The organism is Neorhizobium sp. PAMB6630, assembly GCF_058242775.1.
Map to the genome: position 1 here is coordinate 221,303 of NZ_CM177836.1, position 25,341 is coordinate 246,643.

Here is a 25,341-nt window from a genome sequence, read left to right on the forward strand (position 1 = left end):
GGCGCGCATCGTCGTATCGGCCAAGGCCCACTGAGGCGACTGTACTCCCTGCGTAGTAGCTATCGGAGGGTCGTCCGCGCATCTATCCCGCCGAAAGCCAAGGTCTGAAAACTGCCTCTTTTCAGATGGTTAGGAGGATGGGCGTCCGTCATCAGCGTCGGCCGTATGGCCTGTTGACCAGCGCGGTGCCGGACAGGTCAGCACCGGACGCAAAAAGACCGGCTACACGTCATGTATAGCCGGTCTGCTGGTGGAATAAACGATGCTCTTGCAGGTGCCTTGCGGAAAGGCTTCGGTCCGCGGGCAGGCCTTCAGGCCGGTTGCGGCAGGGCAAGGGCTTCTGCCGTCTTGGTGTCATCGGCCAGAATGCCGCTGGTCTTCAGAAGCGAGGCGAAACGGCCGCCCATGGCGCTCAACTCGTCAAAGGTGCCCTTCTCGATGATCCGGCCATGGTCGAGGAACAGTACCACATCGGCATCGCGCACGGTCGAAAGACGGTGGGCAATGATGAAGGTCGTGCGGTTCTGGCGCAGCCGGTCGATGGCTTCCTTGACGCGGGCCTCTGTCTCCACGTCGAGCGCGCTGGTGGCTTCGTCGAGCACGAGGATGGGCGCGTTCTTCAGGATGGCGCGGGCAATCGCAATGCGCTGGCGTTCGCCACCGGAAAGGCGGTTGCCGCGTTCGCCGACATGCGTGTCATAACCTGCAAGACGGCTTTCAATGAAGTCGGTCGCGGCGGCCGCTTCGGCAGCAGCCGTCACTTCCGCGTCAGACGCACCTTCGCGCCCAAGCCGGATATTGTCGCTGATCGAGCGGTTCAACAAGCCGGCATCCTGGAACACGGTTGCGATGCAATGGCGCAGTGATTTGCGGGTGACCTTGGCGACATCGGTGCCGTCGATGAGGATTGCGCCGGATTGCGGTTCGTAGACGCGCTGCAGAAGGTTGACGAGCGTTGTCTTGCCGGCCCCCGTCGGGCCGACGATCGCCACCGTCTGGCCAGCCTTTGCGGTAAAGGACACGTCGCGAACGCCTTGCGTCGTGCTGGCAAAATCGAAGGAAACGTTACGGAATTCCACTTCGCCACGCACGTCGTGGAGATCGATGGCGCCGGCCGGTTCCTCGCGTTCCTTGACGGAATCTTCCAGGTTGAAGAAATCCTCCAGCTTGGAACGGGCTTCAAAAATCTGCGTGGCGAACTGGCGCATCTGGTCAAGGCGGCCGATCAGAAGATTGGCAAAGCCGATGAAGGCAATCACGTCGCCGACCCGGATCTGGCCGTCGCGCACCAGAATGACGCCGATGATGAGGATGATCAGCATCGAGATGGTGGAGGCCATGCGGTTGAGCGCGCTGGCGAGCGCCCACCAGTCCAGCACCGGATACTGAACCGACAGGAGGTTCTCGGTGTAGCTCTTCAGCGCGCGGGTTTCCGCCTCGATACGGTTGTAGCTGTGCAGCACGGTAACATTGCTGATGGAATCGCTCACATGCGAAAACACCGTGTGATAGTGGCCTTCCACGGAGGCCTGGCCTTCCTTGGTCCGGTTCATCACCGTGCGACCGACGATCCAGTAGACAATGCCGAGCACGATCAGCACGCAGCTCAGACGCCAGTCCATGGAAAGCGCTGTGGGCACCAGAAGCACCAGAGCAACGGCGGTTGCCAGGTGCGTGCGCATGAATTCCAGCCAGAGGCCGAACAGCGTTTCGCTGGCGCGCAACAGCGTGTGCAGCGCATTCGACGTGCCGCGCTGGTGATGCCAGGACAGCGGCATGGAAATAATGCGGCCGAAGGCCTCTGTCAGAAGCGTTGCGCGCCGTCCATGCGCCAGCCGGTCCGCCTCGCGGGCGACAAGCACATAGGCCACCGTGTTGAACACGCCAAAGCCACCCCAGAGGATGAGGATGGGCGTGACGTCGCCACCGCCGGAGATCGCATCGATAATGCGGCCGAACAGGATCGGTTCGGCAATCGTGATGATGGCCAGCACGATATTCGCCACAACGACGAGAGACACCCGGACCCTGCTGGATCCCAGGTATTTCAGTGCTCTCGCATAAACCTGAAACAAGCTCAAAGATATTACCTCGATACTGACTGCATCGATCCTGACATAGCGCATCGGACCTGTATGGAGGGTGAACGACGATGCCACCCTGCCTTGTGGAGCATTATGGCTATCGCCCCCGTGCCACAAGATCCCCCTTGCAATCGCCGCGAGAATAGAGCCCACTATGGAATATCGTCGCCTTACTTCAGTTCATGCTAACAGGAATGCAACAGGGCTGGTGCGGGTAATGGGGGTAAAGTAGTTTAAACAATAATTGACCATGGCTATCCGTGGCAGGGGGTATGAGTGAAGATTCACTCAATTCTGCAAGTTTTGATATTGATAAACGAAATCAAATCGCCGGAAGAACTTACGCGGGAACTTGAAAATCTCCTTTCCGCGTACGGTTTCGACTTTTATGGCGTATGGTTGCACCACAAACCGAATGCCGATCTTTCCGATTTCATGCTGGCGGGCCATTGGCCGGAAGGCTGGCGCAAGGCGTATGTCGCCAAGAAATACGGACTGGTCGATCCTGTTCGCCGCATGCTGATGGTGGCCCAGCGTCCTTACCGCTGGCGGGATGCGATCAACAGCTTCAAGAACGATCCCTATCGCAAGCGTATGTTGCGCCTGTTGCAGGATGCCGCGAAATACCGTCTCATAGATGGCTATACTTTCCCGGTCCATGGCCGCAACGGCCTGCTCGGCCACGTCGCGCTGGGGGGCGGGGCGGTCGATCTGTCGCCGGCGGAGGTTTCGCTGTTTGAATCGGCGATGCGCCGGCTGTTCTGGCGTTTTCTCGAACTGCGTGGCACGGCGAGCGAGCTTGAAAAGCTTGCGGTTCTCGACACCGAATTGACAAAACGCCAGATGGAGGTGCTGTCGCTTCTCTCCGATGGCATGACCTCCAACGAGATTGCCAAGGAGTTGCAGATCTCGAGCCATACGGTCGACTGGTATATCAATGTGATCCAGGAAAAATTTGGCGCCAAGAACCGCCAGCATGTCATTGCCACCGCCTTTCGTCTCGGTCTGGTAAGCTGACGGGAAGCTGACAGAATTTTGACCACGGGAAATTGAACTTCCGTGAAAAGGCGGTAATGATCTCTTCGCGGGTGCAGCATGCCCGCGAATGACATTGGGGAGACTGTCTTGAAGATTTCGAAGATTCTTGTTGCGAACCGGTCCGAAATTGCCATCCGCGTGTTTCGCGCCGCCAACGAACTCGGGATCAAGACCGTCGCCATATGGGCGGAGGAGGACAAACTTTCGCTGCATCGCTTCAAGGCGGATGAAAGTTATCAGGTCGGCCGCGGCCCGCATCTTGCCAAGGACATGGGGCCGATCGAAAGCTATCTGTCGATCTCCGAAATCATTCGGGTCGCAAAGCTCTCGGGCGCCGATGCCATCCATCCCGGTTACGGGCTTTTGTCGGAAAGCCCGGAATTCGTCGAGGCCTGCGATGCCGCCGGCCTGATCTTCATCGGTCCGCGCGCTGACACGATGCGCCGGCTGGGCAATAAGGTTGCCGCCCGCAATCTGGCGATTTCCGTCGGCGTTCCCGTCGTTCCCGCGACAGAACCGCTGCCGGATGACATGGCTGAAGTTGCCCGCATGGCCGAAGAAATCGGTTATCCGGTGATGCTGAAGGCCTCCTGGGGCGGCGGCGGGCGCGGCATGCGCGCCATCCGTGATCCGAAAGACCTCGCCAAGGAAGTCGTGGAAGCCAAGCGCGAAGCGATGGCCGCCTTCGGCAAGGACGAGGTCTATCTCGAAAAGCTCGTCGAACGCGCCCGCCACGTGGAAAGCCAGATCCTTGGCGACACCCATGGCAATGTCGTCCACCTCTTCGAGCGCGACTGCTCGATCCAGCGGCGAAACCAGAAGGTTGTCGAGCGGGCGCCGGCACCGTATTTGAGCGAGGCGCAGCGCCAGGAGCTTGCCGGGTACTCGCTGAAGATCGCAGCCGCCACCAGCTATGTCGGCGCCGGCACGGTCGAATATCTGATGGATTCCGACACCGGCAAATTTTACTTCATCGAGGTCAATCCGCGCATCCAGGTGGAGCATACGGTCACCGAAGTCGTCACCGGCATCGATATCGTCAAGGCGCAGATCCACGCACTGGAAGGCTTTGCCATCGGCACGCCGGAATCGGGCGTGCCCGCGCAGGAAAACATTCGCCTCAACGGCCATGCGCTGCAGTGCCGCATCACGACCGAAGATCCCGAGCAGAATTTCATCCCCGATTACGGGCGCATCACTGCCTACCGCTCGGCTGCCGGCTTCGGTATCCGGCTTGACGGCGGCACCGCTTATACCGGCGCCATCATCACCCGCTTTTACGATCCGCTGCTGGTCAAGGTCACCGCCTCGGGCGGCACGCCGCAGGAGGCGATCAGCCGCATGGACCGGGCGCTGCGCGAATTCCGTATCCGCGGTGTTGCGACCAACCTCACCTTCCTTGAGGCGATTATCGGCCACCCGAGTTTCCGCGACAATACCTATACGACCCGCTTCATCGATACCACGCCCGAGCTTTTCCAGCAGGTGAAGCGCCAGGACCGCGCGACAAAACTTCTGACCTATCTCGCTGACGTTACGGTGAACGGCCATCCGGAAACCAAGGGCCGCCCGAAGCCGGCAGACAAGGCGCCCAAGCCCGTGGTGCCCTATATCGACGCACCGATCCCTGACGGCAGCAAGCAGAAACTCGATGCTCTCGGGCCAAAGGGTTTTGCCGAATGGATGCGCGCTGAAAAGCGCGTGCTGATGACCGATACCACCATGCGTGACGGCCACCAGTCGCTGCTCGCCACCCGCATGCGCACGCATGACATTGCGAGCATTGCCGGCGTTTATGCCCGCGCGCTGCCGGGCCTTCTGTCGCTCGAATGCTGGGGCGGCGCGACCTTTGACGTCTCCATGCGCTTCCTCACCGAAGATCCGTGGGAGCGGCTGGCGCTGGTGCGCGAGGGCGCGCCGAACCTGTTGCTGCAAATGCTGCTGCGCGGCGCAAACGGCGTCGGCTATACGAACTACCCTGACAACGTGGTCAAATATTTCGTTCGCCAGGCGGCCAAGGGCGGCATCGATCTGTTCCGCGTCTTCGACTGCCTGAACTGGGTCGACAACATGCGCGTCTCGATGGACGCGGTGCAGGAAGAGAACAAGCTCTGCGAGGCAGCGATCTGCTACACGGGCGATCTCTTGAACAGCGCCCGGCCGAAATACGATCTCAAATATTATACGGATCTCGCCGTCGAACTGGAAAAGGCCGGCGCGCATATCATCGCGCTGAAGGACATGGCGGGGCTTTTGAAGCCTGCCGCAGCCCGCGTGCTGTTCAAGGCGCTGCGCGAAGCAACCAGCCTGCCGATCCATTTCCACACGCATGATACGTCGGGCATTTCGGCCGCCACCGTGCTTGCCGCCATCGATGCCGGCGTCGATGCGGTAGATGCGGCGATGGATGCGTTTTCCGGCAACACGTCGCAGCCGTGCCTTGGCTCCATCGTCGAGGCGCTCTCCGGCACCGAGCGCTCATCCGGCCTCGATCCCGCCTGGATCCGCCGCATCTCGTTCTATTGGGAGGCGGTGCGCAACCAGTATGCGGCCTTCGAAAGCGATCTCAAGGGTCCTGCGTCCGAAGTCTACCTGCATGAAATGCCGGGCGGCCAGTTCACCAACCTCAAGGAACAGGCCCGCTCGCTCGGGCTGGAGACCCGCTGGCATCAGGTGGCGCAGACCTATGCCGACGTGAACCGGATGTTCGGCGATATCGTCAAGGTGACGCCGTCCTCCAAGGTGGTGGGCGACATGGCGCTGATGATGGTCAGCCAGGACCTGACCGTCGCCGATGTGGAAAACCCGGAGCGCGACATTGCCTTCCCGGATTCGGTCGTTTCCATGCTGAAGGGCGATCTCGGCCAGCCGCCCGGCGGATGGCCGCAGGCGCTGCAGAAAAAGGCGTTGAAGGGTGATGCGCCCTATACCGTGCGTCCCGGCTCGCTTCTGGCCGACGCTGATCTTGATGCAGAACGCAAGGTGATCGAGGACAAGCTTGAGCGGCCCGTCAGCGATTTCGAGTTCGCTTCCTACCTGATGTATCCGAAGGTGTTTACGGATTTCGCGCTCGCCTCCGACACGTATGGCCCGGTCTCGGTTCTGCCGACGCCTGCCTATTTCTACGGTATGGCCGATGGCGACGAACTGTTTGCCGATATCGAAAAGGGCAAGACGCTTGTCATCGTCAACCAGGCGGCCAGTGCGCCGGATGCGCAGGGGCTGGTCACAGTCTTCTTCGAACTGAACGGCCAGCCGCGCCGCATCAAGGTGCCGGATCGGGCCTTTGGCGCTTCGGGTGCCCTCGTGCGCCGCAAGGCGGAAGCGGGTAATGCGGCCCAGCTCGGTGCGCCGATGCCGGGCGTCATTTCCCGCGTCTTCGTTTCCTCCGGCCAGACGGTGAAGGCCGGCGATGTGCTCCTCTCCATCGAGGCGATGAAGATGGAAACGGCGCTGCACGCGGAAAAGGACGGCACGATCACCGAAATTCTGGTGAAGGCCGGCGACCAGATCGACGCCAAGGATCTGCTGATCGTCTACGCCGCCTGACGGCTGAACAAATGACGGCCGCTCAGCCCTCTCGGGTCTGGGCGGCTGTCACGGTTGCGACGAACTGGCGGGTGCGCTCCTCGCGCGGATGATCGAACACGTCGCGGGCCTTGCCCGTCTCGATCACCCGGCCGGCTTCGAGAAACACCACATGGTCGGCAATGCGCGAGGCAAGCCTGAGGTCATGGGTTGCCATCACCATGGTCGTGCCTTCGGCGGCAAGTTTTGCCAGCACCTCCACCACTTCGGCGGCAAGTTCCGGATCGAGTGCCGAGGTCGGCTCGTCGCAGAGAAGAACGCGCGGCGAGGGGGCAAGCGCCCGGGCAATCGCCACGCGCTGCTGCTGACCGCCGGAGAGCGTTGCGGGCCATGCATCGGCCTTGTGCGCCATGCCCACTTTGGTCAGCAGTTCCATGGCGCGGGTGCGCGCCTTTTCCTTCGGCCATTTCAGCACGGTCAGCAGGCTTTCCATGACGTTTTCCAGCGCCGTGCGGTGCGGGAAAAGCTGGAAATTCTGGAACACCATGCCGGTCTGGCGGCGGATGCGCTGGATATCAGGCCAGCCGACCTTTTTGTCCGGTGCAAACGCAAGCGCGTGTTCGGCCAGCGTCAGAGATCCGTTGCTTGGGATTTCCAGAAGATTGATGCAGCGCAGAAGCGTGCTTTTGCCGCCGCCGGAGGGGCCGACGAGTGCCGTCACGCTGCCTTCAGCCATGGTGAGGCTGATATCCTTGAGGATGACGGCCTCGCCAAACCGCTTTTCGATGTGGGAAAGCTCGATCATGCATTGGCCTCCAGCATGCCGCCATAACGGGCGAAGCGCTTTTCGAGATGCACCTGCAACGTGGAGAGAACCGTGCTGAGGGCAAGGTAGATGATGGCGGCGAGGATATAGAGGATCAGCGGCTCATAGGTGGTGGCAACGATCCGCTGGGCCGCCTGAAAGAGTTCCGGCACGGTAATGGCGGCGGCAAGCGAGGTGTCCTTTACCAGCGAAATGAAGGTGTTGGAGAGCGGTGGAACGGCCACCCGCGCGGCCTGCGGCAGGATCGTACGGATCATCGCCTGACGCCAGGACATGCCGATGGAATAGGCCGCTTCCCACTGTCCTTTTGGCACCGAGGAAATGACGGCGCGAATGATCTCCGAACTATAGGCGCCGATATTCAGCGTAAAGCCGATGAGGGCTGCCGGAAACGCATCGAGCAGGATACCGACGCTCGGCAGGCCGTAGAAGATGACGAAAAGCTGCACCAGAAGCGGCGTTCCCCGGATCACCCAGACATAAAAGCGCGCCACGGCCACCAGCGGTTTTGCCGCAAACAGCCGTGTCAGCGCGGTGAGGAGTCCCAGCGCCAGCCCGAAGGTGAAGGAGAGAAGGGTGAGCGGGATGGTGAAGATCAGCCCGGCCCAGAGAAGGGAGGGCAGGGCATCCGCCATCAGTTGCAGCCAGTGCGGCACGGTGGGTGGTCTCCGACAAGGTTCTGGAAAACGGTATAAAGCGAAAAAGGCGGCAGCTCAAAGCTCCGCCTTCTCAGTCATATGGAGCATCGGTTCCCGGTGGGAACGAAGCGGCTGATTATTTCGAGACGTCCTGGCCGAAATACTTGTCGGCAATCGTCTTGTAGGTGCCGTCAGCCTTGATGTCGGAGAGCGCCTTGTTGACGGCTGCTACCAGTTCCGGCTCGCCCTTGCGGATGATGATGCCGGAAAAATCGGCGTCGGCCTGTTCGGCAACAACCTTTACCGGGGCATCCGGCTTCTGCTTCTTGAAGTCCAGGAAGGAGAGGCTGTCATTGACGGTGGCATCAGCCCGGCGCGTCAGCACCAGCTGGATCGACTGGTCAAAACCGTCGGTGCCGACAAGTTCTGCACCGGCGCTCTGGGCGATCTTGCCAAAATTGCTCGACAGCGACTGGGCGGCCTTCTTGCCCTTCAGATCCTCGAAGGATTTGATCTCGTCATTGCCGTCGCGCACGATCAGCACCGCCTTTGAGGCGATGTAAGGATCGGAGAAATCATATTTCTGCTTGCGCGCTTCGGTGATGCCGACCTGGTTGATCACCACGTCGTAACGCTTGGCATCGAGGCCGGCGATCAGGCCATCCCACTTGCCTTCGATGAACTGCGGCTTGACGCCGAGCTTCTTGGCAACGGCCTCGCCGATTTCGACGTCGAAGCCGACCAGCTTGCCCGAGGGATCATGGAAGGTGAAGGGCGCATAGGTGCCCTCGGTGCCGATCTTGATCGTGCCAGCAGAGGTGATGGCATTGAGATTTTCGCCAGCAAGGGCCGGCAGAACGAGGGCTGCCTGAATAAGAGCGGCGGCGGCGAGAGATTTGAACAGCGACATCGGGTGTTTCCTTGGCGTTTTTTGTTGTTGAGGGATCCATCGCAGAAATGGGGCGGAAGGGCAGGAGAGAAAACTGCGTGGAAAGCCGAAAAAGGCGAAAATCTTTCCGCAGGTGAGCATTTCTCATCAATCTCGCCAGACATGGGCTCTTGCACATGGGGCAGTTGCCGGGTTATGCACGTTTTAGCGCAATTGTGCATGATTCACGGATGCCATGACCGAACTGATGTTACCGGAAAGACAGAGCCGCATTCGCCAGCGTCTTGCGCAGGACGGCCGTGTGCTTGCGGCAGCGCTTGCGCTGGAATTTTCCGTCTCGGAAGACACGATCCGCCGGGACCTGCGCGAAATGGCGGCTGCCGGGTTGTGCGAGCGGGTTTATGGCGGCGCGCTGCCGGTGGGGCTCGCCAATACCAGCCTTCGGCAACGCATGAGTGTTGCCATGGAGCGCAAGCGAGCATTGGCGGAGGTCTGCATCCGGCAGATCATGCCCCGCACCGTCGTATTCTTCGATGCCGGCAGCACCCATCTGGCGATTGCCGAAGCGCTGCCGGATGATCTGGCGCTGACGGCCGTGACCAATGCACCGGCGATTGCCATGGCGCTTGCCGAAAAGCCTGCGGCGGAAACCATTCTCATCGGCGGCCTCATGGACCGTGTGGCCGGCGGCGCTGTCGGTGCAAGGGCCATAGAGGCCCTGTCCGCCATGCGGTTTGATCTTTGCCTCATCGGCACCTGTGGGATCGACGCGCAAGGCGGCCTTTCCGCCTTCGGTTACGAGGACGCCGCCCTCAAGCAGTTTGCCATCACACGCTGCAGCCGGGTTCTGGTGGCCGCGACCACCGAGAAATTTAGCGTGTCTGCACCCTATGCGGTGGCACGCGCCGCGCAATATCACTGTCTGGTCGTGGAAGAGGATACCGATCCGGTCAGGCTTCAGATGATACGGGAAGAGGGCTGCGAGATTATCGTGGCCGGGAGAGGAGCGGCGTCAGCCGCTTGAGGAGAGCTCGACATGAACGATACCCTTGGCGCGGGCACCCATCGCCGCAGCCCGGCCATCACGCGCGAACGGGCAGCCATTGCGCTGATGTTCCTGATGAACGGTTTTCTGGTCGGCGCCTGGGCGCCAAAAATCCCGGAATTTGCCGTCCGCCTGTCGCTCAGCGAAAGCACGCTCGGCCTGATGATCCTTGTCTTCGGCATCGGCTCCATCGTGATGATGCCGGTCGCCGGCATGCAGATCGCCCGTTTCGGTTCGGCTCGGGTTACCCGCATCACCGCCGTCCTTGTTCTGCCGACGTTGATTTTCTTAAGCCTTGTCGGAAACATGTGGACCGGCGCCATCGCCATATTCCTGTTTGGCGGCTTGATCGGCGCGATGGACGTGGCGATGAACGCCAATGCGGTCGCCGTGGAAAAGAACATGCGCCGCTCCATCATGTCCTCCTGCCATGCCTTCTGGAGCCTGGGTGGTCTTTTCGGCTCGGCAAGCGGCGGGCTTGTCATGGCCTGGCTCGGTGTGCTCGGCCACGCGGGCCTCGTTACGGTCATTGCCGCTCTTTTGGTGTTTGCCGCCTGGCCGCTTCTTCTGGCAGATAAGCCGCATCCGGAAGAGGTGGGCGAGCGGGTGCGCCTGCCGCGTTCGGCGCTGCCCTGGCTGATCGGCCTCGTCGCGCTGTTTTCGATGATCCCGGAAGGGGCCATTCTGGATTGGGGCGCGCTTTACCTGCGCAACGAGCAGGGAGCCTCGGTTGAGCTGTCGGGCCTTGCGTTTGGCGCCTTTTCTCTCACCATGGCGATCATGCGTTTTGGCGGCGATCTGGTGCGGGATCGGTTCGGTGCGGTGCGCACGCTGCGCTTTTGCACGCTGGCCTCTATTATCGGCCTGCTGACGGCAGGTTTTGCCGGAAACGCCACCGTGGTCATCATCGGTTTTGCCATTGCCGGCATCGGCATTTCCAACATGGTGCCGATTGCCTTTTCCGCCGCCGGCAATCTGCCGGGCATGGCGCAGGGCATCGGTCTCTCCGTTGTGACCACCATGGGCTATTCCGGAATTCTGGTGGCGCCGTCACTAATCGGCTTCATTGCCGAGCATGTCGGGCTTGCCGCCATCTTCGCCGGCCTGCCGCTTCTGCATCTGGTAGTGCTGGCGCTATCGCATCTGGCCCGCCATGCGGACAGGCCGGCAGGGGCTGCGGCTGAAAAGTGATGGTGCTTGGGTGTTGACAAGCCCTGTTGCTTGCGCCACCTGAAAGCCATTCCTCCAGAGATGTGAGACCGCGATGCCTGCCGATTATGATCCGAAACCGCGTCGTGCCTCGGTTGCCGTCGATGTCGGCGGTGTGATTGTCGGCGGTGGCGCGCCCGTCGTCGTCCAGTCGATGACCAATACCGATACGGCCGATATCGATGCGACCGTTGCCCAGGTCGCTGCCCTCTACAAGGCCGGCTCCGAAATCGTGCGCATCACCGTCGACCGCGACGAAAGTGCGGCCGCCGTGCCAAAGATCCGCGACCGCCTGCTGCGGCTTGGACTGGACGTGCCGCTGGTCGGCGACTTCCATTATATCGGCCACCGGCTGCTTGCCGATCATCCGGATTGCGCAGAAGCGCTGGCGAAATACCGCATCAATCCCGGCAATGTCGGCTTCAAGGACAAGAAGGACAAGCAGTTCGCCGATATCGTGGAAATGGCGATCCGCTACGACAAGCCGGTGCGCATCGGCGTCAACTGGGGCTCGCTCGACCAGGACCTCTTGACGACGCTGATGGACCGCAACGCAGAGGCAGGCTCGCCTCTGTCGGCGCGGCAGGTGATGCATGAGGCAATCGTGCAGTCGGCGCTGATTTCGGCGGAACTGGCCGAAAACATCGGGCTGCCGCGCAACCGCATCATTCTCTCGGCCAAGGTCAGCCAGGTGCAGGACCTGATCGCCGTCTATTCCATGCTGTCGGAACGCTCCGACCATGCGCTGCATCTCGGCTTGACCGAAGCCGGCATGGGCTCCAAGGGCATCGTCGCCTCATCGGCCGCCATGGGCTACGTGCTCCAGCACGGCATCGGCGACACGATCCGCGTCTCGCTGACGCCGGAACCGAACGGAGACCGCACCCGCGAGGTGCAGGTGGCGCAGGAACTGTTGCAGGTCATGGGCTTTCGCCAGTTCATTCCGGTCGTTGCAGCCTGTCCCGGCTGTGGGCGCACCACGTCCACCGTGTTTCAGGAACTGGCGCAGAACATCCAGAACGACATCCGCAAGAACATGCCGGTCTGGCGTGAAAAATATCCGGGTGTCGAGGCTCTGAACGTTGCCGTCATGGGCTGCATCGTCAACGGTCCCGGCGAAAGCAAACATGCCGATATCGGCATTTCGCTGCCTGGCACCGGCGAGACGCCGGCCGCTCCCGTTTTCATCGATGGGCAGAAGGCGCTGACGCTGCGTGGCCCCAATATTGCCGCGCATTTCGAAGCGCTCGTGGCCGACTATATCGAAAAACGCTTCGGTCAGAAAACCGCTGCCGAATAGCAGTGTTGCCGTCTGTTCCTGTCCTCGTTATTGCCGTAATTCAGGGTAAATGACGAGGAAGACGAGACGGGGTTTTGATTCCATGATGAAGAAGCTTGCACTTGTCGCGCTCTGCGCGACATATCTTTCGGCCTGCACGACCACCGATCCCTATACCGGTCAGCAGAAGGTATCCAATACGGCGGGCGGTGCTGCCATCGGGGCCGGTCTTGGCGCGCTTGCCGGTCTTGCCGTCGGCGGTTCGCCTGTCGGTCGCCGCAATGCCGCGCTGATCGGCGCCGGCGTCGGTGCTCTCGCTGGTGGCGCCATCGGCAATTACATGGACCAGCAGGAATCGGAACTGCGCGCCCAGCTGCAGGGAACCGGCATTTCGGTCACCCGCAACGGCGACCGCATCATTTTGAACATGCCCTCCAATATCACCTTCCCGACCGATCAGGACCAGGTGCTGCCGGGCTTCTACCCGACGCTTGATTCGGTGGCGATCGTGCTCAACAAGTTCAACCGCACCTTCATCGATATCAACGGCCACACGGATTCGACCGGCAGCCTTGCGCATAACCAGCAGCTGTCGGAACGCCGCGCTGCCTCCGTCGCCAATTATATCGGCGGCCGTGGCGTCGATCAGCGCCGCATCTCCACCATGGGCTTTGGTCCGTCGCAGCCGGTTGCTTCCAATGCCACGCCGGATGGACGCGCGCAGAACCGCCGCGTCGAGATCCAGATTGCTCCGATCACGCAAGGGTGATCTTTTTCAGATCGGATGAAACATCAGGGGGCGTCGCACAAGCGGCGCCCTTTTTGCATTCAAAGACCGCTGGCCAACATCTTGATCCCGGCGGCGCCGAACAGCAGCGCCATGACCGCTTCGATGCTGCGGCGGGCCTGGCGATAGAGCCGGGCGGCGCGTGCTGTTGAAAACAGCAGGGCATAGGTCATGAAGACGATGAAGCCGGTCGTCAGGCAGCCGCCGACGATGATGGCCACGGCACTTGTCGAGGCAGACGGCGGCAGGCCGAGCGAAATGATTGCCACCCAGGCAAAGATGGCCTTCGGGTTGGTGAGGTGGATGGCATAGCCGGTGAGGAAGGTTCGCAGCACGCTTGCCGGGGCATCGGCTGCATCGCCATCGGCCTGTGGCGGATCGCTGCGGAGCGCGCCTCTGGCGGCCTTGTAGGCGAGATAGAGAAGGTAACAGCCGCCCAGCACCTTCAGGACCTGCAGTGCCTCGCCATATTTGGACAGGAGGGCGGAGAGGCCAAGCGCTGCCGCCATGGCCCAGGTGAAGGAGCCGGCAAAAATGCCGAGCGCAATCGTCATCCCGGCTTTGCGTCCGTGATTGAGCGATGTCGAGATGATGGCAAGGATTGCCGGACCGGGGCTGATCACGGCCACCAGATAGAGCATATAGGCCGCAATCACCTGCGGCAGGTTCAGCATGAGATCCGACATAACGCCTCCCGGTTGAGGACACCGTCTTACAGTCTGTCCTATAATTCCCCCTAGCGGGCTGCAAATGGCGATTTCTGCTTGTCCGGTGCTCACGTACGTTAAGCACGCTCCGCTCCGGTTCTCGAAATCACCATTTTCGCCGTGCCAGGAGGAATTCTTGAACAGACTTTTAAACCCGGCGTGGCGCCGGGTCATGTGACAAGTTTCGATGGGAAACCATCAGAAATGGTGATGAGACGGGTCGGTCAGTTCTGCCGGTCTGCGATAAAACGCGCGGTGGCAATCAGGATGCCGGCCTTTTCGCCATAGGGGGAGACAAGCCCGACGGCCTCTTCCACAAGCGTATCGAGGCGCTGTTCGGCCCAGGCAATGCCGTGGCGGGCCACAAGCGTTGCCTTGCCGCGTCCGGCATCCTTGCCGGTTGCCTTGCCCATGGTGGTTGCGTCCGACGTCACATCCAGCACGTCATCGGCCAGCTGGAAGGCAAGGCCGATCACCTCGCCGAAACGCCGCAGACGCTGGCGATCTTCCGATCCGGCGCCGGCAATCACAGGCCCTGCCTCGCAGGCAAAGCGTAAGAGCGCGCCTGTCTTCATCGCCTGCAGCATCACGATGCCGTCTTCGTCTGGAACGGTCGTCTCGGCTTCCAGATCCAGCGCCTGTCCGCCAGCCATTCCGCCAATGCCGGCAGCACGCGATAGCGCCAGCACCAGCTGTACCTTGCGGTCGTCGGGAAGGTCCGTCTCGGGGGCTGCGATCAGATCGAAAGCATAGGTCAGCAGGCTGTCGCCGGCGAGAATGGCGGTGGCCTCGGTAAAGGCCTTGTGAACGGTCGGCTGGCCCCGGCGCAGGTCGTCATCGTCCATCGCCGGCAGGTCGTCATGGATCAGCGAATAGCTGTGCAGGCATTCGAGGGCGGCGCCGACGCGGGCGGCGGCTTCGGCGTTGCCGGAAAACAGCGCCGTTGTTTCTGAAACCAGGAAGGGACGCAGCCGCTTGCCGCCGTTCAGCGTGCCGTGGCGCATGGCGGCCACGAGATTATGCGGGCGCGCGATCTCGTCCATCCGGATGTCTGCACCCAGAAGGTCGGACAACAGGCGTTCCGTCTCGGCGGCGCGCTGGCGCAGATAGGTGTCGAAGGCGGCGGGATCGAGCATCGTCATGGCGGTTCATTGGCATGACCGGAGACGGCTGGCAACGGAGTTTTGGTGAAAACCGCTCGGGATTGGCGGCTTGCAACTGGCCTTTGCTGCCGCCAGCCGCTATGTACGGCCTGGAGAGACGAAAACGAGTGGTAGATTTGGACCTCACACCCGAGCGGCAGTCCGAAGAGGAGCAGCCTTTGCCGAAATCGGGCCGCGGCCTTGTGACCCTCGAGCGGGCGAAGATGGTTTTGGTGGCGCTGGGTGCTCTGCTGGTCCTTCCCTACGCGCTCGTCGTCTTTTATGCCCTTCCCTTCATCCACCCCGTGTCCACGCTGATGGTCGCCGACCTCGCGACATTTCAGGGTTATGACCGCCGCTGGGTGCCGTTCGATGAGATCGCGCCCGTGCTGGTGCAATCGGTGATGATGTCGGAGGACGGGCAGTTCTGCGCCCATGATGGCGTTGATTGGGTGCAGATGCGCGGCGTGGTGCAGGATGCGCTGGATGGCGAGGCAACCCGCGGCGCAAGCACCATTCCCATGCAGGCCGCCAAGAACCTCTTCCTGTGGAATGGCCGCAATGTCATCCGCAAGGTGCTGGAAGTGCCGCTCGCCATGTGGTCGGATCTCGTCTGGTCGAAACGGCGGATGATGGAGATTTACCTCAACGTCGCCGAATGGGGGCCGGGCATCTACGGCATCGAGGCCGCAGCCCGCCATCATTTCGGTGTTTCTGCGTCAAGGCTCAGCCAGCGGCAGGCCAGCCTTCTGGCCGTTGCCCTGCCCAATCCCATCACGCGGGTGGCTTCAAAGCCCGGGCGTGGCATGCAGCGCCTTGCTTCCGTGGTGGAGCGGCGCGCGCGCGCCTCCGGCGGATACATCAAATGTCTTTATGACTGACAGCAGCAAATGTCGTTGGCGGCTGAGCGTTGCGGCTCCTATGCTGGCGGCAAGATAACAGGCGGAGGCTGCACATGGACGGACTGGTTCTCTATATCGCCAACAAGAATTATTCCTCCTGGTCATTCCGGCCGTGGATTGCTCTGAAAGCCGCAGGCGTCGCTTTCGAGGAAGTGCTGATCCCCTTCGACGATCATGGCGGCAATCCGGAGTTTCGAAAGTTTTCGCCGACCGGCAAGGTGCCTGTGCTGAAGCACGGCGATCTCCATGTGTGGGAATCGCTTGCCATCATCGAATATGTGGCCGAGCTTTATCCCGAGGCTGGCCTCTGGCCACAGGATTCCGTCGACCGTGCCGTGGCGCGGTCGATCTCGATGGAGATGCTGTCGGGCTTCCGGGCGCTGCGCGGAGCCTGCCCGATGAATATCCGCCGTCAGAAGCGGGCCATCGCGCTGCCAGAGGGTGTGGCGGATGATGTGGCGCGCATCACCGAGATCTGGAAGACCCTGCGCGCGCGCTCCGGTGGCCCCTTCCTGTTCGGCGCGTTTTCCGCCGCCGACGCCATGTTTGCGCCTGTCATCAACCGGCTGGATGTCTATGACATTGCGGTGGACGCGGACACGCAAGCCTATATGGCGGCGATGAAGGCGCATCCGGCGTGGATCGAATGGCAGCAGGCAGCGCTTGCCGAAACCTGGATCGTTCCCGCAGACGAGGCCTGATCTATCCTCAGGACCACGTGCCGTCTCGCCGGTGCCGATTGAGCGGGACTCGGGCGTATTGCCTGTGGTATCAGCCGTGCTGCTGGCGATCATCCGGCGCGGCGTCAAGCTTCTTCGCAAATTTTGCCCGCAGGGACTGGTCAAGGTGGGGATTGCCATGTATAAGCCCGGCAAATTTCCGAGATCGAGACATGTGGAGTTCGGCCTCCTTCGGGCCGCCGAGCATGTTTTGCCTGACAATTTGGAGTAACGAAAATGGCTGTACCGAAGAGAAAAACGAGCCCGTCGAAGCGCGGTATGCGCCGCTCCGCTGACGCGCTCCAGACCCCCACCTACGTCGAAGACAAGAACTCCGGCGAACTGCGTCGTCCGCACCACATCGACCTGAAGACGGGCATGTACCGTGGTCGCCAGGTTCTGACGCCGAAGGAAAGCGCATAATCTCTTCTTGAGATTTTGCTGCAGGAAGGCCGGTTTTCGCCGGCCTTTTTTGTTGCCCGGAATTTGCCGAGAAAACGCCTTTATGAAAAAAGGGCCGCGGTGTCCCGCAGCCCTTTTTCGTGTGTCTCGGATCTTTACGGCAGGACCGCGGTGCGTGTCAGGAACCCATGCTGTCCAGGCGCGTCTGCAGGGTCCGCAGCTGATCCTTCAGCTCATCGAGATCCTTGGCGTCAGGCGCCTTCTTCGGCTCGCGTTCGGCGGTTGCACCTTGCGCGCCGAAGGGCGAAAACATCTGCATGGCCTGGCGGAACAGGTCGGTGTTGCGCCGCACCTGTTCTTCCATCATCTGGATCGGCATCTGCAGGTTTTTGGTGATCGGCGTTTCGCCGAAAGCGCGTGTCATCTGCTCGCGCATCTGTGCCTGCTGGTCGGCAAAGTTCTTCATCGAATGTTCGAGGAAGGTCGGCACCACCATCTGCATCTGGTCGCCGTAATAGGAAATCAGCTGGCGCAGGAAGGAGATCGGCAGCAGCGTGTTGCCCGTCTTGGATTCCTGCTCGAAGATGATCTGGGTCAGCACGGAATGCGTGATGTCGTCGCCGCTCTTGGCGTCCTGTACCTGAAAATCCTCGCCCTTCTTCACCATGGTCGCCAGGTCTTCCAGCGTCACATAGGTGCTGGTGCCCGTGTTGTAGAGGCGTCTATTGGCATATTTTTTTATGACAATTTCACCATCAGTCTTCGCCATCATTGCCTCCTGAACCCGTCAATATAGTTTTGTCGGTGTTTCTCTCCCAGGCCAACCTTACGCTCAAACAAAGCCGACTGACAATCGAATTGTGCGATGCGGCAGCCAACCCCGCGTTGCAGAATTTTTGGCGACTACTTAACAAAGCGCATCAAATTGATGATGTCCACCCTTTGACTTATGCGGGAAGCTTTGCCAGTCTCAGGCCAACAACAAGGGAAATCGAGGAGACACCCGCATGAGCCAGCCGTCGATCGTGATTGCATCCGCCGCTCGAACGGCCGTTGGCTCGTTCAACGGCGCCTTTGCCAATGTGGCCGCCCATGAACTCGGCGCTGCCGCGATCAAGGGCGCGCTGGAAAGGGCAGGCGTCGATGCGAAGGAAGTGGACGAGGTGATCCTCGGTCAGGTTCTTCCGGCCGGCGAGGGGCAGAACCCGGCGCGTCAGGCGGCCATGAAGGCAGGCACGCCGCAGGAAACCACGGCCTGGGGCATCAACCAGCTCTGCGGCTCGGGCCTGCGTGCGGTTGCCATCGGCATGCAGCAGATCGCGCTTGGCGATGCGAAAATCATCGTCGCCGGCGGCCAGGAATCCATGTCCATGGCACCGCATTGCGCGCATCTGCGCGGCGGCACCAAGATGGGCGATATGAAGATGATCGACACCATGATCAAGGATGGCCTCACGGACGCCTTCTACGGGTATCACATGGGAACGACGGCGGAAAACGTCGCCCGCCAGTGGCAGTTGACGCGTGACGAGCAGGACCAGTTTGCCGTCGCCTCACAAAACAAGGCGGAAGCCGCGCAAAAGGCCGGCCGTTTTGCCGATGAGATCATTCCCTTCATCATCAAGGGTCGCAAGGGCGATGTAACCGTCGATGCCGACGAATATATCCGCGCCGGCGCCACGCTCGAAAGCATGACCAAGCTGCGCCCCGCCTTCGACAAGGAAGGCACCGTGACGGCCGGCAATGCATCCGGCATTAACGATGGCGCGGCTGCAACCGTTCTGATGACTGAGGCCGAAGCGTCTCGTCGCGGCATCACGCCGCTGGTGCGCATCGTCTCCTGGGCAACGGCGGGCGTCGATCCGCAGATCATGGGCACCGGGCCGATCCCGGCCTCGCGCAAGGCGCTGGAAAAAGCCGGCTGGTCAGTTGGTGATCTGGATCTGGTCGAAGCAAACGAGGCCTTTGCCGCGCAAGCCTGCGCCGTCAACAAGGACATGGGCTGGGACCCGTCTATCGTCAACGTTAATGGCGGCGCCATCGCCATCGGTCACCCAATTGGCGCTTCCGGGGCACGCGTTTTGAACACGCTGGTGTTCGAGATGAAGCGTCGCGGCGCAAAGAAGGGTCTCGCCACGCTCTGCATCGGCGGCGGCATGGGCGTTGCGATGTGCGTCGAAGCCATGTGAATGCGCGTTCATTCCGACCACAAAGAAGGGCCGGACATTTTCCATGAGGGGGGATTTGCATGACGAGAATTGCATTGGTGTCCGGTGGCACGCGTGGTATCGGCGCGGCCATCGCCACAGCCCTGAAGGCTGCAGGTTATGTTGTTGCCGCAAATTATGCCGGCAATGACGAACGTGCCAAAGCCTTCGAGGCGGAGACGGGCATTCCCGTTTTCAAATGGGATGTTTCATCCTACGAGGCCTGCGCCGAGGGGATTGCGCAGGTCGAGGCGTCGCTTGGCCCTATCGACGTGCTGGTCAACAATGCCGGCATTACCCGCGACGCCATGTTTCACAAGATGACGCCTGGGCAGTGGAGCGAGGTGATCAACACCAACCTCACCGGCCTCTTCAACATGACGCATCCTGTCTGGAGCGGCATGCGAGACCGTGGTTTTGGTCGCGTCATCAACATCTCCTCGATCAACGGCCAGAAGGGCCAGATGGGGCAGGCCAATTATTCGGCGGCCAAGGCTGGCGATATCGGCTTTACCAAAGCGCTGGCGCAGGAGGGGGCCGCCAAGAACGTCACCGTCAACGCCATCTGCCCGGGTTATATCGGCACAGAGATGGTTCTGGCTGTTCCCGAGCGTGTGATGAACGAACGCATCCTGCCGCAGATCCCGGTCGGACGGCTGGGCCAGCCGGAGGAAATTGCGCGTTGCGTGGTGTTTCTCGCGTCCGACGATGCCGGTTTCATCACCGGGGCAACGCTCAGCGCCAATGGCGGGCAATATCTCGCCTGACACGTTTTTGCGTGGCAGACTGGTTTGCGTGGGGGACTGGCTCCACGGAGGCAAAACGACAGACAAAACAAAACCGGCGCGGATCTCCGCGCCGGTTTTGCATATGATGGATTGGCAGTCTTTAGCGGCAGCGGGCTTCGTAGTTGCGGCCATAGCGGTCGCGATAGACGCAGTAACCCTGGCGCTTCTGCGATTCGCCGATGGCAGCGCCCACAAGGCCACCGCCGACGGCGCCCACGGCTGCACCACCCCAGCTGTTGGTGACGAGGCCGCCGATGACGGCACCGGAGCCGGCGCCGATGGCCGTGCCTCTCTCGGTCGATGTGCAGGATGCGAGCATGCCCATAACGGCTGCGACGGCCAAAATCTTCTTCATGGTGTGGTTCCTTCCCTTATTCGGTTCGACGGTTCTTGAAACTTAGATTCTGCCCATCAGGAGCAGGATGAGCAAAATCACCACGACGAGGCCAAGACCGCCGGATGGCCCATAGCCCCAGCTCCGGCTGTAGCCCCAGTTGGGAAGCGCGCCGAGAAGAAGAAGGACGAGGATAACGAGCAGGATTGTCCCGAGCATGTGGTGGTCTCCGATGCACAAAAGCATTTGATTGTGCGACGAAAACGCGGATCTTCATTTTTTGTTCCATGCGCTGCAAAGCGATCGGACAAACAGAAATCCTGATCCCCGATCCGAAAGGGGAAAACTGCCGCATGCTACGGCGACAGGCGCATGGCTCGGAATGTTAGCGGATGAAACGGCGCGCAGCCCAGACAAGGACGAGGCCCGCAACGGCCAGCAGGCCGCCACGCAGGATCCACGGTGTCTGGTTGATCATGAAGCTTTCAGCCGGATAGGGGAAGAGGCCTGTCCCCTGCGCCATCCACAGGACCCCCATGAGGATCGCGAGAACACCAATCACGGTGAGGAGAAGTCTAAGGACGGCCATCATGGCGAAACTCCGTCTGGTCCTCGCAAAATGGCAGGACTTGCAGCACGCGGCGAACTTTTTGGCGCCGGCTTCAGCCTCAAGCGGATGCCAGCGCTCGACCATCCGTCCGATATGGGCGGCTGTCAAGCAAAGCGACAGGCGGCCACTCAATCCTGGGGTTCGCAATGTCAACAGCAGGCGAACAAAGGATGAATCGGCGCCAGTCGCGATTCGTCGCCGATTCGTTCGCAGCGTGTTCCTGCCCTGAACGACGTCATGGCGCACAAATTGGCGTTTCGCCAAGAATTTCGACCCAAAACGAAGAGTGCGGCGTCTTGTGGCTTGCCTTATCCGCGTGGGATCGCCATGTGTTCGCTGGATGCGCTCCGCCGAGCTGCATCCGGACACGATGCGCGGATAATGCTTTGAATTCCCAGCCCATGATCTTGAGCGGTCGCGGTGTTACCGCGGTCCTCGGCCCGACCAATACCGGCAAGACCCATTACGCCATCGAGCGGATGGTGGCGCATGGTTCCGGTGTGATCGGCCTGCCGCTTCGCCTTCTGGCGCGCGAGGTCTATACGCGCGTGGTGGAAAAGGTCGGCGCAAAACATGTGGCCCTCGTCACCGGCGAGGAAAAGATCTCTCCTCCCAATGCCCGCTTTTCCGTCTGTACCGTGGAAGCCATGCCGCGCGAGACGAAGGCCGCCTTTGTCGCTATCGACGAGGTGCAGCTCGCTGGCGATCTGGAACGCGGACATATTTTTACCGACCGCATTCTGCATTTGCGTGGCCGCGAGGAAACCCTTTTGCTTGGCGCCGGCACTATGCGCCCCATCCTCGAAAAGCTGTTGCCCGGCATCACGGTTGTCGAGCGTCCGCGCCTGTCGACATTGTTTTATGCCGGCCAGAAGAAGATCACCCGCCTGCCGCAGCGCACGGCCATCGTCGCCTTTTCGGCAGACGAGGTTTATGCGATCGCGGAACTGATCCGGCGTCAGCGCGGCGGGGCGGCGGTGGTGCTGGGCGCACTCAGCCCCCGCACGCGAAATGCGCAGGTGGGCCTCTATCAGGCCGGCGATGTGGAATATCTGGTCGCGACCGATGCGATCGGCATGGGCCTCAACCTCGATGTCGATCACGTTGCCTTTGCGCAGGATCGCAAGTTCGACGGTTATCAGTTCCGCAATCTGAATGCCGGAGAGATGGGCCAGATCGCCGGCCGTGCCGGCCGTCACCTGAAGGACGGCACGTTTGGCGTGACGGGCCAGGTGCAACCGTTCGACGACGAGCTTGTGGAGCGCATCGAGGGCCATCACTTCGACCAGGTAAAGGTGCTGCAGTGGCGCTCCAAGCAGCTGGATTTTTCCTCGCTGCGCGACTTGCGCGCGAGTCTCGATATAGCGCCGGTCATTGCGGGGCTGACCCGAGCCCTGCCGGCAACCGATAGTCAGGCGCTGGATTATCTTGCCCGCTACCCGGAAATCCGGGATGCTGCTACAACGCCAGAGCGAGTGGAAAAACTGTGGGAAGCCTGCGCGCTTCCCGATTATCGCCGCATTACACCGGCTCAGCATGCCGATCTGATCTCCACACTGTTTTCAGATCTGGTGCGCCATGGCACGGTAAACGAAGATTTTATGGCCGAGCAGGTGCAACGCGCCGATCGGACCGATGGGGAAATCGATACGCTTTCTGCGCGTATCGCCCAGATCAGAACTTGGACCTATGTATCCAACCGTCCGGGTTGGCTGGCGCATCCGACACACTGGCAAGAAAAGACGCGAGAAATCGAGGACAGGTTGTCGGACGCGCTACATGAAAGGTTGACGAAACGCTTTGTTGATCGCAGGACATCTGTGCTCATGAAGCGCCTGAGAGAGAATGCGATGCTGGAAGCTGAAATCAGTGTGAATGGGGATGTCTTCGTCGAGGGACACCACGTCGGTCAATTAGCCGGTTTCCGGTTTACGCCCGTCTCCGGGACCGAAGGTCCGGATGCGAAGGCGGTGCAGGGGGCAGCGCAGAAGGCGCTGGCGCTGGAATTCGAGGCGCGCGCTGCGCGTCTTTATGCCTGCGGCAACAGCGACCTCGTCGTCGGGTCCGATGGCACGGTGCGTTGGCTGGGTGACCCCGTCGCCCGTCTCGCTGCGGCCGATCACATCATGCATCCGCGCCTCATTATGCTTGCCGATGAACAGTTGACCGGCAATGCACGTGACCATGTGGCCGCGCGCCTGGAACGCTACGTCAACCATCATATTGCAACGGTGCTGAAGCCGCTCGACGATCTCTCGCGCGCCGAAGACCTGCAGGGCCTTGCCAAGGGCCTCGCTTTCCAGCTGGTCGAAAATCTCGGCGTGCTGTTCCGTCGTGATGTGGCAGACGACGTCAAGACGCTCGATCAGGATGCGCGCGCTTCGATGCGCCGTTACGGCATCCGCTTTGGCGCCTACCACATCTTCATGCCGGCACTTCTGAAGCCGGCGCCGGCCGAACTGATCACGCTCCTCTGGGCGTTGAAGAACGACGGCCTCGACAAGCCCGGTTACGGCGACCTCATTCCGGCGCTGGCCGCCGGCCGCACGTCTGTGGTCACCGATCCGACCTTCGAGCGCAATTTCTACAAGCTGGCCGGTTTCCGTTTCCTCGGCAAGCGCGCCGTGCGCGTCGATATTCTCGAGCGCCTCGCCGATCTCATCCGTCCGCTCCTGCAGTGGAAGCCGGGTTCGACCGCGCGTCCCGAAGGCGCTTATGACGGCCGCCGTTTCACCACGACAACCGCCATGCTCTCCATTCTCGGCGCAACGCCTGATGATATGGAAGAAATCCTGAAGGGCCTCGGTTACCGCGCCGATGCCGTGAAGCCGGAAGAGGCGCAGGCCTATCTGGCAAGCCAGCAGCCGGCGACGTCCGCTGCCGCTGAACAGTCTGGCGCCGAACAGACCGGCGCTGACGGAGCCTCCGAAGGCGACGACGCCGATGCCGCAACGGAAGAGGCTGCAGCACCTGCCGAGGCATCCGGGGAGAGCGTCGCTGCCAGCCCGGCTGAAACGCCGGTTGTTGCTGAAACAGCTTCCGCAGACGAGACCGCATCCGCTGACGAAACCGGGACTGCTGCCGCCGATGAGGCGCCTGCGGCAGCGGTGGAAACCGCAGCCGAGACTGCCGGTGAACCTGCAGCCGTTGAAGAGGCAAAGCCTGTTCTTCTGTGGCGTCCCGGTGGTGGCCGCAGCGAAAACCAGCGCACCGGCCGTCCGCAGGGTGATCGCCGCCAGGGCAATCGCAACAACGCCAATGCCGGCGAAGCACGCACGGGTGAAGCACGCACCGGCGAAGGTCGTCGCGACAACCGTCGTGGCGGCGGCGAGCGTCCGGAACAGGGCGCACAGCCGAACCGCGACGGCGCACAGCCGAACCGGGGTGGCGCAAACCGTGGTGACCGCCGTCCGGACGGCAAGGGTGGTGATCGTCCGCCGCGCGGCGACCGTCCCGACCGTCAGGATCGGGGTGATCGCAATGACCGCGGCAAATCGGCGCAGCCCGCCCGGTTTGAGGCGAAGCCACCGCGCAAGGAGAAACCGATCGATCCGGATTCGCCCTTCGCCAAGCTTGCTGCTCTCAAGGAGCAGATGAAGAAGTAGCCATGCCGGAAAAGCCACTTGAAGAGCAGCGTCAGCGCATCGACAAGTGGCTTTTTTTCGCACGACTGACAAAATCCCGCAGCCTTGCGCAGGATCTTGTCGAGGCGGGGCTGGTCGGGATCAACGGCCATGCCGTTACCCAGCCGGGCCGGCCGGTAAAGGCCGGAGACCGCATCGAGATCCGTCTGGAACGGCGTGACGTGGTGCTGATCGTGCGCGATTTTGCAGAACGTCGCGGACCTGCCAGTGCCGCCCGTCTGCTTTACGAGGACATCACGCCGCAGCAGGCGCCGCTCACCCCCTTTGAGCGAGCGCTTCGAAAGCCGCCCGGCGGGAGGTGAGGCAGCAAGCGCCTGGGTCTTGCCCTGCCGTTTTCTGCAGTTCTGCCGCGTCCGGTCTCGGATGCCTGAGCGATGCTTGCCGAGATTGGATAAACCATCTCTTTTGCCGGCATTTGCGAGATTGTTTATTCTTGCTAAGCCGCATCAAAGCCATTAGTCACAGGAGAAAAGCTGGGGCCGCATGCGAGGGAACGCCACGCGTTTTCGTATGCTTGGCCATGATCCGGCTCCGCCCGGTCGGCAGGCGTCTCCCACCGCTGA

Annotated in this window: 23 protein-coding genes; 13 read left to right on the forward strand and 10 right to left on the reverse strand. The window is 61.3% G+C overall.

The genetic code is table 11. From position 1 onward, the window contains the following. Positions 1-311: 311 nt before the first annotated feature. Positions 312-2,126, reverse strand: coding sequence for a glucan ABC transporter ATP-binding protein/ permease (locus AC4CWF_RS00965; protein WP_491283283.1), 1,815 nt, complete (start codon positions 2,124-2,126; stop codon positions 312-314). Between the two features lie 234 nt (positions 2,127-2,360). On the opposite strand from AC4CWF_RS00965, the gene AC4CWF_RS00970 reads away from it, so the two are divergent. Together AC4CWF_RS00970 and pyc are read left to right on the forward strand one after the other, a co-directional pair. Continuing rightward, entirely contained in the window at positions 2,361-3,101 is a 741-nt protein-coding gene (locus AC4CWF_RS00970; protein ID WP_491283284.1) for a helix-turn-helix transcriptional regulator, read from the forward strand. Positions 3,102-3,209: 108 nt separating this feature from the next. After that, entirely contained in the window at positions 3,210-6,671 is a 3,462-nt protein-coding gene (gene pyc, locus AC4CWF_RS00975; RefSeq protein ID WP_491283285.1) for a pyruvate carboxylase, read from the forward strand. Positions 6,672-6,693: 22 nt separating this feature from the next. Here pyc and AC4CWF_RS00980 read toward each other — a convergent pair whose 3' ends face one another. The 3 genes from AC4CWF_RS00980 to AC4CWF_RS00990 all read right to left on the reverse strand — a co-directional run bounded on the left by AC4CWF_RS00980 (position 6,694) and on the right by AC4CWF_RS00990 (position 9,024). Then, positions 6,694-7,455 (reverse strand): amino acid ABC transporter ATP-binding protein, encoded by a 762-nt coding sequence (locus tag AC4CWF_RS00980; RefSeq protein WP_491283286.1) that lies wholly within the window; start codon positions 7,453-7,455, stop codon positions 6,694-6,696. After that, positions 7,452-8,132 carry an amino acid ABC transporter permease gene (locus AC4CWF_RS00985; RefSeq protein ID WP_491283287.1) on the reverse strand — a complete coding sequence of 227 codons (681 nt, stop codon included), beginning with the start codon at positions 8,130-8,132 and terminating at the stop codon, positions 7,452-7,454. Before AC4CWF_RS00985 ends, AC4CWF_RS00980 begins: the two co-directional genes overlap by 4 nt. A gap of 118 nt (positions 8,133-8,250) precedes the next feature. Continuing rightward, positions 8,251-9,024 carry an amino acid ABC transporter substrate-binding protein gene (locus AC4CWF_RS00990; protein ID WP_491283288.1) on the reverse strand — a complete coding sequence of 258 codons (774 nt, stop codon included), beginning with the start codon at positions 9,022-9,024 and terminating at the stop codon, positions 8,251-8,253. Between the two features lie 214 nt (positions 9,025-9,238). Here AC4CWF_RS00990 and AC4CWF_RS00995 point away from each other — a divergent pair, with 214 nt between their 5' ends. From AC4CWF_RS00995 to AC4CWF_RS01010, 4 genes are all read left to right on the forward strand, one after another. Then, on the forward strand, positions 9,239-10,027 hold the full coding sequence (locus tag AC4CWF_RS00995; RefSeq protein WP_491283289.1) for a DeoR/GlpR family DNA-binding transcription regulator: 789 nt from the start codon (positions 9,239-9,241) through the stop codon (positions 10,025-10,027). A 12-nt stretch (positions 10,028-10,039) separates the two neighbouring features. After that, entirely contained in the window at positions 10,040-11,239 is a 1,200-nt protein-coding gene (locus AC4CWF_RS01000) for an MFS transporter (protein ID WP_491283290.1), read from the forward strand. 73 nt (positions 11,240-11,312) lie between these two features. Beyond that, positions 11,313-12,557, forward strand: a complete 1,245-nt coding sequence (gene ispG / locus AC4CWF_RS01005; RefSeq protein ID WP_491283291.1) for a flavodoxin-dependent (E)-4-hydroxy-3-methylbut-2-enyl-diphosphate synthase — start codon at positions 11,313-11,315, stop codon at positions 12,555-12,557. Between the two features lie 82 nt (positions 12,558-12,639). Next, positions 12,640-13,305 carry a YiaD family glycine zipper/OmpA-like lipoprotein gene (locus tag AC4CWF_RS01010; protein ID WP_491283292.1) on the forward strand — a complete coding sequence of 222 codons (666 nt, stop codon included), beginning with the start codon at positions 12,640-12,642 and terminating at the stop codon, positions 13,303-13,305. A 59-nt stretch (positions 13,306-13,364) separates the two neighbouring features. Here AC4CWF_RS01010 and AC4CWF_RS01015 read toward each other — a convergent pair whose 3' ends face one another. Both AC4CWF_RS01015 and AC4CWF_RS01020 read right to left on the reverse strand, forming a co-directional pair. After that, entirely contained in the window at positions 13,365-14,009 is a 645-nt protein-coding gene (locus AC4CWF_RS01015) for a LysE family translocator (protein ID WP_491283293.1), read from the reverse strand. A gap of 245 nt (positions 14,010-14,254) precedes the next feature. Further along, positions 14,255-15,166, reverse strand: a complete 912-nt coding sequence (locus tag AC4CWF_RS01020) for a polyprenyl synthetase family protein (RefSeq protein WP_491285129.1) — start codon at positions 15,164-15,166, stop codon at positions 14,255-14,257. A gap of 230 nt (positions 15,167-15,396) precedes the next feature. Here AC4CWF_RS01020 and mtgA point away from each other — a divergent pair, with 230 nt between their 5' ends. The 3 genes from mtgA to rpmF all read left to right on the forward strand — a co-directional run bounded on the left by mtgA (position 15,397) and on the right by rpmF (position 17,216). Beyond that, positions 15,397-16,053 (forward strand): monofunctional biosynthetic peptidoglycan transglycosylase, encoded by a 657-nt coding sequence (gene mtgA, locus AC4CWF_RS01025; RefSeq protein WP_491285130.1) that lies wholly within the window; start codon positions 15,397-15,399, stop codon positions 16,051-16,053. A gap of 74 nt (positions 16,054-16,127) precedes the next feature. Then, the gene (locus AC4CWF_RS01030; protein ID WP_491283294.1) at positions 16,128-16,775 is read left to right on the forward strand and encodes a glutathione S-transferase family protein; all 648 of its coding nucleotides are present in this window, start codon (positions 16,128-16,130) and stop codon (positions 16,773-16,775) included. Positions 16,776-17,030: 255 nt separating this feature from the next. After that, on the forward strand, positions 17,031-17,216 hold the full coding sequence (gene rpmF, locus AC4CWF_RS01035) for a 50S ribosomal protein L32 (RefSeq protein WP_137129286.1): 186 nt from the start codon (positions 17,031-17,033) through the stop codon (positions 17,214-17,216). A gap of 157 nt (positions 17,217-17,373) precedes the next feature. Here rpmF and phaR read toward each other — a convergent pair whose 3' ends face one another. Then, complete coding sequence (gene phaR / locus AC4CWF_RS01040) at positions 17,374-17,964, reverse strand: polyhydroxyalkanoate synthesis repressor PhaR (RefSeq protein ID WP_491283295.1); 591 nt, start codon at positions 17,962-17,964, stop codon at positions 17,374-17,376. 238 nt (positions 17,965-18,202) lie between these two features. Here phaR and AC4CWF_RS01045 point away from each other — a divergent pair, with 238 nt between their 5' ends. Together AC4CWF_RS01045 and AC4CWF_RS01050 are read left to right on the forward strand one after the other, a co-directional pair. Then, entirely contained in the window at positions 18,203-19,384 is a 1,182-nt protein-coding gene (locus AC4CWF_RS01045; RefSeq protein ID WP_491283296.1) for an acetyl-CoA C-acetyltransferase, read from the forward strand. A 59-nt stretch (positions 19,385-19,443) separates the two neighbouring features. Continuing rightward, entirely contained in the window at positions 19,444-20,169 is a 726-nt protein-coding gene (locus tag AC4CWF_RS01050; protein ID WP_491283297.1) for a beta-ketoacyl-ACP reductase, read from the forward strand. Between the two features lie 121 nt (positions 20,170-20,290). Here the strand turns inward: AC4CWF_RS01050 and AC4CWF_RS01055 are convergent, their stop codons facing one another. The 3 genes from AC4CWF_RS01055 to AC4CWF_RS01065 all read right to left on the reverse strand — a co-directional run bounded on the left by AC4CWF_RS01055 (position 20,291) and on the right by AC4CWF_RS01065 (position 21,116). Continuing rightward, entirely contained in the window at positions 20,291-20,545 is a 255-nt protein-coding gene (locus AC4CWF_RS01055) for a YMGG-like glycine zipper-containing protein (RefSeq protein ID WP_491283298.1), read from the reverse strand. A gap of 42 nt (positions 20,546-20,587) precedes the next feature. Continuing rightward, positions 20,588-20,743 (reverse strand): DUF3309 family protein, encoded by a 156-nt coding sequence (locus AC4CWF_RS01060; RefSeq protein ID WP_491283299.1) that lies wholly within the window; start codon positions 20,741-20,743, stop codon positions 20,588-20,590. Positions 20,744-20,909: 166 nt separating this feature from the next. Continuing rightward, a complete protein-coding gene (locus AC4CWF_RS01065; RefSeq protein WP_491283300.1) occupies positions 20,910-21,116 on the reverse strand; it encodes a hypothetical protein in 207 nt (68 codons plus the stop codon). Positions 21,117-21,535: 419 nt separating this feature from the next. Between AC4CWF_RS01065 and AC4CWF_RS01070 the strand changes: the two genes are divergently transcribed. Continuing rightward, positions 21,536-24,739 (forward strand): helicase-related protein, encoded by a 3,204-nt coding sequence (locus AC4CWF_RS01070; protein ID WP_491285132.1) that lies wholly within the window; start codon positions 21,536-21,538, stop codon positions 24,737-24,739. A gap of 2 nt (positions 24,740-24,741) precedes the next feature. Next, positions 24,742-25,080: an RNA-binding S4 domain-containing protein gene (locus AC4CWF_RS01075; RefSeq protein WP_491283301.1), complete on the forward strand. Its 339-nt coding sequence runs from the start codon at positions 24,742-24,744 to the stop codon at positions 25,078-25,080. The last annotated feature ends 261 nt before the right edge of the window (positions 25,081-25,341 follow it).